This is a genomic window from Streptomyces sp. NPDC002701, from assembly GCF_042889045.1.
GTDB lineage: Bacteria > Actinomycetota > Actinomycetes > Streptomycetales > Streptomycetaceae > Streptomyces.
Genome location: NZ_JBIAQL010000003.1, coordinates 825,435 through 838,430 on the forward strand (window position 1 = coordinate 825,435; position 12,996 = coordinate 838,430).

Consider the following 12,996-nt stretch of genomic DNA (forward strand, 5'->3'; position numbering starts at 1 on the left):
GCGATGGTGGGCTTGCGGGTACTGGTAGTGGTGGCTGTGGTGGCTCGGACACTCTCCCGAGTGCCCTGCATCCGATGGAAACAACGACTGGAATCCGGACAGAATTCCCCACCCGATCCTCGATTTTTCTGATCTTGCAGTACCCTGTGCCGCCCCAAAAGGAGGCGCGGTGCCAGCGGAACGCACAGAGGTGCAGGTCAGGCCAGGAGTCGCGGGTGACCTCGACGCCCTCACGGACATCTACAACCACTACGTACGTGAGACGCCGATCACGTTCGACACCGTGGCCTTCACGCCGGAGGAGCGCCGCCCCTGGCTGCTCTCTCACCCTGAAGACGGCCCGCACCGGCTGATGGTTGCCGTGGAGGGGGACGCACAGCGGATTCTGGGGTACGCCACCTCGAGCGCGTTCCGGCCGAAGCCCGCGTACGGGACGTCGGTGGAGGTGACGGTCTACCTCGCCCCGGACGCGGGCGGCCGGGGTGTCGGCACGCTTCTCTACCGAGCCCTGTTCGAGGCGCTCGCGGGCGAGGACCTGCACCGGGCGTACGCGGGGATCGCGCAGCCCAACGAGGCGTCGGCGCGGCTGCACGAGCGGTTCGGCTTCCGGTACGTCGGCACGTATCGGGAGGTGGGCCGGAAGTTCGGGCGGTACTGGGATGTGGCGTGGTACGAGAAGGAACTCTGAGGGCGGGTGGGCTAGGCCACGGCGGGCGGAGCGGGCACAACCGTGTTGGCAGGGCAGGGCCTGCTCGGGGTGCGGGGCCTGCGCGGGGTGTGGCTAGCCGAACTGGACCGACCGCTTGGCCAGGCCCAGCCAGAAGCCGTCGATCACGGAGCGCTGGTCGGCCAGGTCACCGGCGGCGTCCGCCGCGCCCATGGTGACGAACAGCGGGGCGAAGTGCTCGGTGCGCGGGTGGGCCAGCTGCCCGGCCGGGGACTTCCGGAGGAAGTCGAGGAGGCCGTCCACGTCCGCGGAGTCGAGGGCCTGCCGGCCCCAGGCGTCGAACTCGGCCGACCAGCCGGGAACGCCGCCCTGCCGGAGCGCCGCCAGGTTGTGGGTGAAGAAGCCGGAACCCACGATGAGCACGCCCTCGTCGCGCAGGGGCGCCAGCTTGCGGCCGATGTCCATGAGGCGGGCGGGGTCCAGGGTGGGCATGGAGACCTGCAGGACCGGGATGTCGGCGTCCGGGAACATCTCCACGAGCGGGACGTACGCGCCGTGGTCGAGGCCGCGGTCCGGGATGTCCTGGACCGGCGTACCGGGGGCGCGCAGCAGCTTGCGGACGGACTCGGCGAGGGCGGGGGCGCCCGGGGCGTCGTACCGCACCTTGTAGTAGTGCTCGGGGAAGCCCCAGAAGTCGTACACCAGCGGGACGGGCGTGGTGGCGCCGAGGGCGAGCGGGGCCTCCTCCCAGTGCGCGGAGACCATCAGGATCGCCTTGGGGCGCGGGAGGCCGGCGGACCAGGCGGCGAGCTGGCCGGGCCAGACCGGGTCGTCGGCCAGGGGCGGGGCGCCGTGCGAGAGGTAGAGGGCGGGCATGCGCTCCGCGGCGGGGTGTTCCTCGGTGGCTGCGGTCATGGCTGCGGCTCCCTCTCCTACTGCTTGAAGTATCAAGCTTTTGAGGCGGAGCGTACCGCTTACTTGTTTAAGATTCAAGAAGGGCCTCGTACAGTAGGTGTATGAACACCGCATCCGCATCGGCTGACGAGCCGCGCTGGCTCAGTGACGAGGAACAGCGCACCTGGCGTGCGTTCATGCACGCGACCACGCTTCTCGAGGACCATCTCGACCGACAGTTGCAGCGTGACGCGGGCATGCCCCACATCTATTACGGGCTGCTCGTGCAGTTGGTCGAGGCTCCGGGCCGGCGGCTGCGGATGACCGAGCTGGCGATGAAGGCGAAGATCACGCGGTCCCGGCTGTCCCACGCGATCGCGCGGCTGGAGAAGAACGGGTGGGTGCGGCGGGAGGACTGTCCGTCGGACAAGCGGGGGCAGTTCGCCGTCCTGACGGACGAGGGGTACGGGGTGTTGGAGCGGGTCGCTCCCGGACACGTGGCCGCGGTTCGTCAGGCGCTGTTCGACCGCCTCTCGCCCGAGCAGCAGAAGGCGCTGGGGGAGGCGATGCGGCTCATCGCGGAGGGGCTTCAGCCGGAGGGCACGGGGGCGGACCTGCCCTGGCTCCGCTAGTCCGACCGCCTCCGCCGGTCGGCTCCGCGGGTCGGCTCCGCGGGTCGGCTCCGCGGGTCGGCTCCGCCGGGCATGGGGTCGCTGGCCGTCCGCAGCCCGGACGTGGCTGGTCGCGCCGTTCCCCGCGCCCCTGACGGGGCACACCCAGCCCAGCCCCCGCAGGGGCGCGGGGAACTGCGCGACCAGCCACCACCGGCCCGCAGCCAAACCCCGACAACCAACCCCACCCCCCAAGGGGCGCGAGGAACTGCGCGACCAGCCACCACGCACCCGCAGCCCTCGGCAGAGACATCGCATGGATCTGCCCCGGCTCCGGTGCAACGCACCAAAGCCGGGGCAGATCAGGATCGTACGTACGAAGGCGTCCCCACCCCTGCGTACGTACGAGGTCAGTGGGTGACCTCCCGGAGCCGCTCCGCGGAGCGGCTAGTGGGCGATGACCGGGACCTTCAGGTCGTCCTCGGCCCCGTCGACCGCCCCGGCGGCCGCGGTGGCGTCCGGGCTGCCCGCGTTGACGAGGGTGAAGACGATCGCCGCGGCGGCGACGAGGATGCCGACGGCGAACCAGATCGCGTTGGTGTAGCCGTGCACCTGGGCCTGCAGCTGGACGAGCTGCTGCTGGGACTGGGTGGTGGCACCGCCGATGTGGTCCTTGACGTACGCCGTGGTGGCCGAAGCGGCGATCGTGTTCAGCAGAGCCGTACCGATCGCGCCACCCACCTGCTGCGAGGTGTTGACCATCGCGGAGGCGACACCGGAGTCACGCGGCTCGACGCCCAGCGTGGCCAGGGACATGGCCGGCATGAACGCCGTACCCATGCCGAGGCCGAGCAGCAGCATCGCCGGCAGCAGCAGGGTCGCGTACGAGGAGCCGATCTCCATCCGGGTCAGCAGCAGCATGCCGAGCGCGGCGACCAGGAAGCCGGGGCCCATCAGCAGCCGCGCCGGAACGCGGTTCATCAGCCGGGCGCCGATCTGCGTGGAGCCCGTGATCATGCCCGCGATCATCGGCAGGAAGGCGAAGCCGGTCTTGACCGGCGTGTAGCCCTTCACGATCTGCAGGTAGTACGTCAGGAAGAGGAACAGGCCGAACATCGCGATGATCGCGAGACCGAGCGAGAGGTAGACACCGCCACGGTTGCGCTCGGTGATGACGCGCAGGGGCAGCAGCGGGGCCTTGACCTTGGACTCGACGACGACGAAGGCCGCGAGGAGCAGCACGGAGACGACGAACAGGCCGATCGTCATCGAGTCGCTCCAGCCCTCGGACTCGGCCCGCGTGAAGCCGTAGACGAGGGAGACCAGACCGAGGGTGGACAGGACGACACCCGGGATGTCGAGCGGCGAGCGGTTGCGGCTGCCGGCCGGCTCACGGATGACGAAGTACGCGCCGGCGGCGGCGATGACCGCGAACGGGATGTTCACGAAGAACGTCCAGCGCCAGTTCAGGTACTCGGTGAGGAAGCCGCCGAGGATGAGGCCCACGGCGCCACCGCCACCGGCGATCGCCCCGTAGATGCCGAACGCCTTGGCGCGTTCCTTGGAGTCGGTGAACATCACCGCGAGCAGCGAGAGCGCGGCGGGCGCGAGCAGTGCGCCGAAGGCACCCTGCAGGGCGCGGGAGCCAAGGAGCATCGCCTCGTTCGTCGCGGCGCCGCCCAGCGCGGACGCGCCGGCGAAGCCGATCAGACCGGCGACGAAGGTGCGCTTGCGGCCCCACAGGTCGGCTATGCGGCCGCCGAACAGGAGCAGTCCGCCGAAGGCGAGGGCGTAGGCCGTGATGACCCACTGCCGGTTGCCGTCGGAGATGCCGAGGTCCTGCTGGGCCGAGGGCAGGGCGATGTTCACGATGGTCGCGTCGAGCACGACCATCAGCTGGGCGAGCGCGATGAAGACGAGCGCTTTCCAGCGGTTGGAGTCGGGAGCCGGTGCCTTGGCGGCGGCGGCCTGAGCTGTTTCAGACATGGGAGTACCCACTTCAGGACTTCGTGACGAAAAAGGTGACGGAAGGGACGGCTCGTCGCCGGTGACGTCTTCGTCGACTACGTTGTCGACGCCCTCCTCGACGTCCTTGTCGGTGACGACCGGTGGCTGTAGGCGACTGCCGGCGGTGTACTGCCGGCGGCCGGGTGGGACGGGAGTGGTGACTCTCGAACGTCGCGAATCTGATCGGTCGACCGGCGGTCGGCCGGTTGTCGCTCGCTCAGTCACCCGGTTGGTCGACCGGTGGTCGTTCGGTGGTCGATCGCTCGTGCGGCGTGGGTCCGAGGGCTGTGGCCCGACGGTCGGGCTAGTCGGTCATGCTCGTCGCAGGTCCTCCATGGTCGCGGCCGCGCCGGGCAGTTCGGAGCGGGCGGGTGCCCGCAGTCCGTCCAGGAACAGCTGCAGGTGGCGGTGTACGAAGCGGTCCATGTTCGGGCACGCGGTGCCCGGCAGGGGCCGGGTGAGCTGGCTGATGGCGACCATGAGGTCCCCGACGGCGACGTCGGAGCGGAGCTGGCCCGCCTGGCGGGCCCGCTCCATGAGCGTCTCGATCAGCTCCTCGACCCGCTCGCGCGAGGCGACCAGGTCGGGGTGGTGCGCGTCGAAGGTCTCGGAGAGCATCGGGCACAGGGCGCCGATCCGCTCGTCGGCCGACGTGTGCACGAACCGCGAGAGGGTCTCGAAAGCATCTCCGGTCTCGGCGAGCATCTGCTCGACCTGTTCCGAGACACGGTCCATGACCGAGCAGACGACCTCGCGCTGGAGGGCCGCCCGGTCCGGGAAGTTGCGGTACAGCGTGGCGTTGCCGATGCCCGCCCGGCGGGCGATCTCGTCGAGCGGCACCTCGGCGCCGAACTCGACGAACATCTCTCGTCCGGCGGCGACGATCCGCTCCCGGTTGCGCAGAGCATCGGCCCGCGGGCGGGGCATTTTGCGCTGTGCGGCGGTTGCGGTCTCCACGACGTACTCCTTCGAGTTTCGAGTCTCTCCCGGTGGGTCTCTGCCGTCCTGGCGATCCGGGGACGCTCTCCCCGGTTCGTGCGGACACAGGGCTAAACGGGGAAACGGTCCCCGGTTATTTCCCGATCCTGAAGAACTTCACTGTGACCTGAGTCACATCTGAGTCGGGCCTCTTCGGCGGGCTTCGAGGGCTGTCCCCGAGGGGCGGCGGGGGCCGTCCCTGGGGGCGGCGAGAGCGGCACTCGGGGGCGGCGGCAGGGACCGGCGGAGTACGGCCGTCCTCCCGGCCCCCTCCCACGATCGGTCTCCTCCAGCGCGCGCCCGCGCATTCGGCGGCACAGGGTGATCGGACAGGGTGCAGCCAGAAACGGGTCGGCTGCCTGGAGCGAGAGGCTTCTGCATGCAGCCGACCAGCCGTCGGATACGCCCGCGCCGCCGTGCCGCAGCCCTCGCCTCGGTCACCGTCCTCACCCTCGCGGTCAGCACCTCCGCGGGATCCGGACGCCTGACGGCCGGCTCGACCTCGGCGGCGGGCCCCGTCGCACCGGTCCGGTCCTCCCCGCTCGGCCCCTGCATGATCAGCGGCTCGGCGGGCGTGCAGATGTCGGAAGGCATCCCCACCCCCGCGGGTTACGCCCGCTCCACCGGCACCGTCCGCGCCCTGAACCTGATGGTCGACTTCTCCGACGCGCCCGGCCAGGGCAGCGCGCTCGACCGCTTCGGCGAGTTCTTCCCGCAGACCACGGACTGGTTCCGCACCAGTTCGTACGGCCGCCTCGACTACCGTCCGCAGGCCCCCATGACCGACTGGCTGCGGATGCCCAAGCCTTTCAAGGAGTACGGGATAGAACGCGGCGCGCCCTTCGACCCCGGCTACCGCGAACTCGTCCAGGACATCGTGAGCACCGCCGACCCCAAGGTGGACTTCCGGGACTACGACCTGCTGAATGTCCTGATCACCCCGAACGCCGGCCCCTCCGCGCTCGACACCGTCCTCTCCGTCACCTTCGCCGGCAACACCGAGGCGCCGGTCGCGGACGGGGTGCCCGTCGCCAACGCGTCGTTCGTCTACAGCCGCCAGGACGACGGGTCGGGCTCGTACGCCGAGACCGGTTACCGCGTGCTCCCCCACGAGAACGGCCATGTCTTCGGTCTGCCCGACCTCTACACCCAGGACGGGGGCGGCGCCGTCGGGCACTGGGACATCATGAGCGAGGACTGGGGCGCCGACAACGACCTGCTGGGCTGGCACAAGTGGAAGCTCGGCTGGCTCGACGACTCGCAGGTGGGCTGCGCGGCCGGGTCCGGTACGACCGAGCACGTGCTGACCCCGCTGGCGGAGCGCGGCACCGGCGGCAAACTGGTCTTCGTCCCCCTGGACGCGACGACGGGGTACGCCGTCGAGCTGCGTACCCAGGCGGGCAACGACGAGTCGGTCTGCAAGGCGGGGGTCCTCATCTACCGGGTCGACGCGAAGGTCGACACGGGGCACGGCCCGGTCTCGGTCGTCGACTCCACGAAGGACAGCGGCGGCTGCACGCGCAGCCCGAACGTCCACGCGGAACTCTCCGACGCCGCGTTCTCCCCCGGCCAGTACTTCAAGGACCTCAAGTCGGGCATCCGCGTCACAGTCGCCGGCACGGACCCGACAGGCAACCACCGCATATACGTAACCCGAGAAACCCCCACCCAGGACTAACCGGCGCGCAACACGAAACACCGCAACCTTCCGCCCCCAGGGGGCGCGGGGAACGGCGCAGTCTTTCAGGGGCGCGGGGAACGGCGCAGTCGTCTCAGGGGCGCGGGGAACGGCGCAATCTGCAAGGGGCGCGGGGAACGGCGCAACCAGCCCCCACCCACCCGCACGCTTCCAACCGCCACCCCGCGGAGCATTACCGTGGACGCACACCACATTGGGGAGCCATGCCACCGCCACCATCACCGCCCCACCTCACACCGGCCGGGCCCGCCACAGTCACCCCCGCCCCCGGCCCCGCCTTGGCCCCCGCTCCCGCTCCCGTTCCCGTTCCCGTTCCTGAGGAAGCCGTGACCCCCCTGATGCGCGGCATCACGGTCCTCCACCGCCTCACCGAAGCCGGCGGCACGCAGAGCCTCAGCGCCCTGGAGAAGACCACCGGCCTCGCCAGATCCACCGTGGACCGCATCGCCGCGACCCTGTCCCGCATGGGCTACCTCCGCCTGGACGGCCGCGACGCCGTACTCGCCCCCCGGCTCATGGAACTGGGCAACGCCTACCTCGCCGCGCTGCGCCTCCCCCGCCTCCTGGACACCCGCGCCGACGAACTCGCGGACGAACTGGACGAGTCGGTGTCCCTCGCGGTCGCCGACCGGGACGGCATCCGCTTCATCCACCAGGCCACCCGGCGCCGCGCGATGTCGCTGAGTTTCCGCATCGGCGACCTGCTGCCCGCCGAACGCACCGCACCGGGCCCGCTGTTCGCGACCGAGTGGACCCCCGAGGACTGGACGCGCTGGCGGGACCGCCGGGCAGCGGACCCGCGGGACCACGGCTTCCCGGCGATCCCCCCACGCGAACACCGCACGCCGACACCGGAGTCCGCTGCCCTCGACGCCCCCGATGCCCCCAACGCCCTCGACGCCGTCGACGCCTTCGAGGAACGCACCCGGCGGGCGGCCCAGCAGGGCTGGGCCGTCGACGACCAGTTGATCGAGCCGGGTCTCGTCGCCGTCTCGGTGCCCGTACGGGACCGTGGCGGGCGCGTCGCCTGTGTGGTGAGCGTGGTGAGCCACACCAGCCGGCACAGCGCGGACTCGCTGCGGGACGCCGTGCTGCCCAGGCTGCGGGCGACCGTACACGCCATGGAACGGGACCTGCGCGAGGCCCCCGCCCGGCCGCCGGCGTCCCCCGCCGGACTCGCCACCTGGACCGGCGCGTCGAAACAGGAACTGGGCCGGGAGTTCATCGAGTCGCTGGCCCGGGGGCTGACCGTGATCACGGCGTTCGGGGAGGGGCGGGCGGAGCTGACGCTCACCGAGGTGGCGCAGGCGACCGGCCTCGCACGGGCGACGGCGCGGCGGGCGCTGATCACCCTGGAACACCTCGGGCACGTCACGGCCCGCGGCCGGACCTTCACCCTCACGCCCCGCGTCCTGGCTCTCGGCTTCCCGCCCCTGTCCCGTACGACGCTGCCGCAGATCGCGGCCCCGCACCTCGCCGATCTCGTGGCCCGGCTGCACGACTCGGCGTCCCTCGCGGTGCTGACGGGCGAGGAGGTCCAGTACACGGCGCGCGTCGCCACCAGCCGCATCATGAGCGTCAACATCACGGTGGGTACGCGACTTCCGGCGTACGCGACCTCGCTGGGGCGGGTGATGGTGGCCGGCCTGTCCCCGGCCGAGCGGGAGCCGTTCCTGACCGGCCTGCGCGCGCTGACCCCGCACACGGTCACGGACCCGGCCGTCCTCGCGACCGTCCTGGACCGTGTACGGGATGCCGGTTACGCGCTGGTCGACGGTGAGTTGGAGGAGGGACTGCGGTCGATCGCGGCCCCGGTCCGGGACCGTACGGGGAGGGTCGTGGCGGCGGTGAACGTGGCGATGCACAGTTCGCGGCGGACGGTCGAGCAGTGCGTGGACGAGGTGCTGCCGCACCTGTCGGCGACAGCCGGCGCGATAGAAGCGGACCTCCGCGTGGCAGGCCGCTTCACCCAAATCCCCTCCACCTGACCACAGCCCCCTAGTTCTTGAGAACGCGGGCAACAGCGTCCTTGCTATGAGGCTTTTAGGAGCGCGGGCAACAGGCGACCTCGCTTTTAGGCTTTTAGGGGCGCGGGGAACTGCGCGACCAGCCCCCACCCACCCGCACCATCACACGAACTCCAACCAGGACAACCGACACCCGCCAACCGCCCGGAGGGCTAACGCACGAGACAAGGCCGCTTCCCGTCAAACCGCCACCCCGGCACCAGATACTGCATCCCCACCGCATCGTCCCGGCCACCCCCCAGACCCCCCGAAGCCTTCTCCAGATACAGCTCGTGCGCCGCGAGCAACCGCTCCATGTCCAGCTCCACCCCCAGCCCACCCCCCTCGGGCACGGCGATCTCCCCGTCCACGATCCGCGGCGGCGTCACCGTGAGCCGCTCCAGCCCTTCCTGCCAGATCCAGTGCGTGTCCAGCGCGTTGTACTCCCCCGGCGCCGCCGCCCCGCAGTGCGTGACCATGGCGAGGGAGATGTCGAAGTGGTTGTTGGAGTGACAACCCCAGGTCAGCCCCATCGCGTTGCACAGCTGGGCCACCCGCACGGACCCCTGCATCGTCCAGAAGTGCGGATCGGCGAGCGGTATGGAGATTGACTGGAGAGCCAGCGCGTGCGTCATCTGACGCCAGTCCGTGGCGATCATGTTGGTGGCCGTGGGCAGCCCGGTCGCCCGCCGGAACTCCGCCAGGATCTCGCGCCCCGAGTAACCTCCCTCGGCCCCGCAGGGATCCTCGGCGTAGGCGAGCGTACCGACCAGCGGTCCGCACAGCTCGACGGCCTCGCGCAGCGACCACGCCCCGTTCGGGTCGAGGGTGATCCGCGCCTGCGGGAAGCGGTCCTTGAGGGCCCGTACGGCCTCGACCTCCTCCGGGCCGGCCAGGACACCGCCCTTGAGCTTGAAGTCCCGGAAGCCGTAGAGGTCGTACGCGGTCTCGGCCTGCCGGACGATCGCCTCCGGCGTGAGCGCCTCCTCGTGCCGGACGCGGTACCAGTCGACGTCCGCGTCGGGCTCACGGACGTACTCGAGATCGGTGCGGCCGGGGTCACCGACGTAGAAGAGGTAGCCCAACACCCGTACCGACGTACGTTGTTGGCCGTCCCCGAGAAGGGCGGCGACGGGTACGTCGAGGTGCTGGCCCAGCAGGTCGAGCAGCGCCGACTCGACGGCCGTGACGGCGTGCACGGTGGTGCGCAGGTCGAAGGTCTGGGCGCCCCGGCCGCCGGAGTCCCGGTCGGCGAAGCGCTCCCCGACGGCGCGCAGGACCCGCTTGTAGTCGCCCACCTTCGCGCCGAGGACCAGGGAGCGGGCGTCCCGTAGTGTCTGGGTGATCTTCTCGCCGCCGGGCACCTCACCGAGTCCCGTACGGCCGTCGGAGTCCTTGAGGACCACGATGTTGCGGGTGAAGTAGGGGCCGTGCGCGCCGGAGAGGTTCAGCTCCATGGAGTCGCGCCCGGCGACGGGGTAGACGGCGAACTCGGTGACGGTCGGCTGACTCATGCGTATCGATGTCCTTGACTCAGAGGGTGTCGGGTTCGGGGCCGGCGCGAACGGGAAGCCGCAAGCGCCGAAGGCGTCACAGGCGTCACAGGCTGAGGACGTCGAGCGCCCACTCCATCGCAAGGACCCCGCCGAGGCCGAGGATGGCAAGGACCGTCGTATAGGTGGTACGAACCTTGATCGCTTCGACGACCGAGAGGTTGAAGTACTCCTTGAACAGCCAGAATCCGGGGTCGTTGACGTGGGAGAAGGCGATCGACCCGCAGGACACGGCGAGCACCATGATCTCGGGGTGGATCCCGCTGCCCGCGAGGAGCGGCAGCACCACGCCCGAGGCGGTGACTACGGCGACGGTCGCCGAGCCGAGCGCGACCCGCAGGATGACCGCGATGAGCCACGCCAGGACGATCGGCGAGATGGACCAGCTGTCGGTGGTGTCCGCGATGTAGTCGGAGATGCCTCCTTCGACGAGGACGTTCTTGAAGGCGCCCCCCGCGCCGATCACGAGGAGGATCATCGCCATCGACTGGGCCGCGGAGGTGCAGGACGCGTTGACGTCGGCCAGGCTGCGGCCGATACGCGGTCCGAAGGCCCAGATGGCGAGGACCAGGGTCAGCAGGAGCGCGATCGGCGCGGAGCCGATGAAGGCGACGAAGTGCAGGAGCGGGCTGTCGCCCGGCGCCGCCATGTCGATCACGGCGGCGCCGGCGATCAGCACGACGGGGAAGAGCGCGACGAACAGCGACCAGCCGAGCCCCGGCATCTCCTCGTCCCCGAACTCGCGCTCGGTGACCAGGCCCTTGGGGATGGACGGGTCCATGGCCCTGATGAACGGCAGCCGCGGCCACAGCAGCGCGATGAGCGCGCCCGCCGGTACGGCGATGAACAGGCCGTAGAACAGGGTGTGTCCGACGGAGGCGTGGAAGGTCGCGGCCACGGCGGTGGGGCCGGGGTGCGGCGGCAGGAAGCTGTGCATCGTGGACAGGGCGATCGACATCGGCAGGCCGACCCACAGCAGTTTCGCGCCGGTGACCCTGACGAGGGTGAACGCGATGGGCACGATGATGATGAACGCGACCTCGTAGAACATGGTCACGCCGATCAGCATGGACGTGACCACCATGGCGACCTGGACCCAGCGCGGCCCGAAGGCGTCCAGCAGCTTGTCGGCTATCCGCTGGGCGGCCCCGGAGTCCCCCATCACGCGGCCGACCATGGCACCGAGGCCGATGACGAGCATCGTGTCCCCGATCTGGCCCCCGATGCCCTCCGAGAGGACGTCCGGGATGTCGGCCACCGGGATGCCCCGGACGAGGGCGACGCCCACCGCCACGAGCAGGAGCGCGGCGAAGCCGTTGAGTTTCGTCCGGGTCATCAGGAACAGCAGCACCAGAACGCTGATCCCGACTACGAGCAGAGGCATGCAGTTCCCCTTTGAACTGGCCGTAGGTCAGGCGGATGGGCCGGGCGATGTGCGGTGTGTCGATGTGTGATGTGCGGTGTGTTGATGCGCGGTGTACGACGGGCGATGTACGCGGTGCCGACGGCCGATGTACGCCGTACCGATGGGCGATGCACGCCGGACCGACGGCCGAGTGCGCGCCGTGCCGATGGGCGACGGGTCAGTCGGTGGGGCGGCGGCGGGGCGCTCCGACGAGGGCGAGGCCGGCGTCGAGGACCGCCTCCAGCTCGGCGAGATCGGCTTCGCCGGGATCGGTGAGCGGGGCCCGTACGAGGCCGACGGGAAGGCCACGCAGCCGGGCGGCGGCCTTGACGAGGGAGACGGCGTACCCCGGGACGCGGTCGCGCAGTTCGACGAGCGGCACGTAGAAATCGCGCAGCAGCTGGGTGAGCGTGGCCTCGTCGTCCGCGCGCAGGGCGGCGAAGAAGGCGCCGGCGATCTCGGGGGCGAAGGCGTGGACGGCCGACGAGTAGGCGGGGACGCCGACGGTCGCGTAGGCGCGGGCCTGGATCTCGGCGGTGGAGGCACCGTTGAAGAAGAGGAAACCGTCGGGGGCGGCGAGGGTGAGCCGCTGCAGCCGGTCGAGGTCGCTGTGCCCGTCCTTCAGGCCGATGACCGTGGGGATCTCCGCGATGCGGCGCAGGCTGCCGGCGGTGAAGGCGACCTGCCCGCGCTGGTACGCGATGAGCGGCAGCCGGGTCCCGGCGGCGATCCGGCGCAGTTGCTCGACCAGGCCGTCCTGCGGGGCGCCGACGAGGTAGTGGGGCAGTACGAGGAGGGCGTCCGCGCCGGCTTCCTCGGCGATGCGGGCGAACCGCAGGGCCTGTGCCCAGCCGTAGCCGATGCCGGCGACGACGGGCAGCCGGCCGTCGGCGACCTCGACCGTGGCCCGGACGACCTCGCGGTACTCGTCCTCGTCGAGCGAGAAGAACTCACCGGTTCCGCAGGCGGGAAAGACGGCGCCGGGCCCGGTCGTGTCCGGTCCGCCGGCCAACTGGGCGGCGAGGTAGACCCGGTACGCCTCGACGTCGAGGCCGCCGTCGTCGCCGAAGCTGGTGAGGGGAAAGGACAGCACCCCGCCGACCATGCCCTCACGCAGCCGCCGCACGACGGCGTCGGCATCCGTGTCAGACCGCATCGCAACTCCACTCCCCATCT

The 12,996-nt window shown here is 70.7% G+C and carries 10 protein-coding genes; 4 read left to right on the forward strand and 6 right to left on the reverse strand.

Annotated features, from left to right (window positions below; translation table 11 throughout):
* Positions 1–169 precede the first annotated feature (169 nt).
* Positions 170–688: a GNAT family N-acetyltransferase gene (locus ACFYXC_RS12050; RefSeq protein WP_389549804.1), complete on the forward strand. Its 519-nt coding sequence runs from the start codon at positions 170–172 to the stop codon at positions 686–688.
* Between the two features lie 93 nt (positions 689–781).
* Here ACFYXC_RS12050 and ACFYXC_RS12055 read toward each other — a convergent pair whose 3' ends face one another.
* On the reverse strand, positions 782–1,543 hold the full coding sequence (locus tag ACFYXC_RS12055; RefSeq protein WP_389550050.1) for a dioxygenase: 762 nt from the start codon (positions 1,541–1,543) through the stop codon (positions 782–784).
* A gap of 140 nt (positions 1,544–1,683) precedes the next feature.
* On the opposite strand from ACFYXC_RS12055, the gene ACFYXC_RS12060 reads away from it, so the two are divergent.
* The gene (locus ACFYXC_RS12060; RefSeq protein WP_388919032.1) at positions 1,684–2,193 is read left to right on the forward strand and encodes a MarR family winged helix-turn-helix transcriptional regulator; all 510 of its coding nucleotides are present in this window, start codon (positions 1,684–1,686) and stop codon (positions 2,191–2,193) included.
* A 426-nt stretch (positions 2,194–2,619) separates the two neighbouring features.
* Here the strand turns inward: ACFYXC_RS12060 and ACFYXC_RS12065 are convergent, their stop codons facing one another.
* Entirely contained in the window at positions 2,620–4,158 is a 1,539-nt protein-coding gene (locus ACFYXC_RS12065) for an MFS transporter (RefSeq protein WP_388919035.1), read from the reverse strand.
* A 333-nt stretch (positions 4,159–4,491) separates the two neighbouring features.
* Positions 4,492–5,136: a TetR/AcrR family transcriptional regulator gene (locus tag ACFYXC_RS12070; protein ID WP_388919038.1), complete on the reverse strand. Its 645-nt coding sequence runs from the start codon at positions 5,134–5,136 to the stop codon at positions 4,492–4,494.
* A gap of 400 nt (positions 5,137–5,536) precedes the next feature.
* On the opposite strand from ACFYXC_RS12070, the gene ACFYXC_RS12075 reads away from it, so the two are divergent.
* Positions 5,537–6,835 (forward strand): M6 family metalloprotease domain-containing protein, encoded by a 1,299-nt coding sequence (locus ACFYXC_RS12075; protein ID WP_389549808.1) that lies wholly within the window; start codon positions 5,537–5,539, stop codon positions 6,833–6,835.
* A 224-nt stretch (positions 6,836–7,059) separates the two neighbouring features.
* The gene (locus ACFYXC_RS12080; protein ID WP_389549811.1) at positions 7,060–8,844 is read left to right on the forward strand and encodes an IclR family transcriptional regulator C-terminal domain-containing protein; all 1,785 of its coding nucleotides are present in this window, start codon (positions 7,060–7,062) and stop codon (positions 8,842–8,844) included.
* Between the two features lie 191 nt (positions 8,845–9,035).
* Here ACFYXC_RS12080 and ACFYXC_RS12085 read toward each other — a convergent pair whose 3' ends face one another.
* The 3 genes from ACFYXC_RS12085 to ACFYXC_RS12095 all read right to left on the reverse strand — a co-directional run bounded on the left by ACFYXC_RS12085 (position 9,036) and on the right by ACFYXC_RS12095 (position 12,976).
* Entirely contained in the window at positions 9,036–10,376 is a 1,341-nt protein-coding gene (locus tag ACFYXC_RS12085; RefSeq protein ID WP_389549814.1) for an enolase C-terminal domain-like protein, read from the reverse strand.
* Positions 10,377–10,461: 85 nt separating this feature from the next.
* Complete coding sequence (locus tag ACFYXC_RS12090) at positions 10,462–11,799, reverse strand: gluconate:H+ symporter (protein ID WP_388913534.1); 1,338 nt, start codon at positions 11,797–11,799, stop codon at positions 10,462–10,464.
* Positions 11,800–11,998: 199 nt separating this feature from the next.
* A complete protein-coding gene (locus ACFYXC_RS12095) occupies positions 11,999–12,976 on the reverse strand; it encodes a 5-dehydro-4-deoxyglucarate dehydratase (protein ID WP_389549817.1) in 978 nt (325 codons plus the stop codon).
* Between the last annotated feature and the right edge of the window lie 20 nt (positions 12,977–12,996).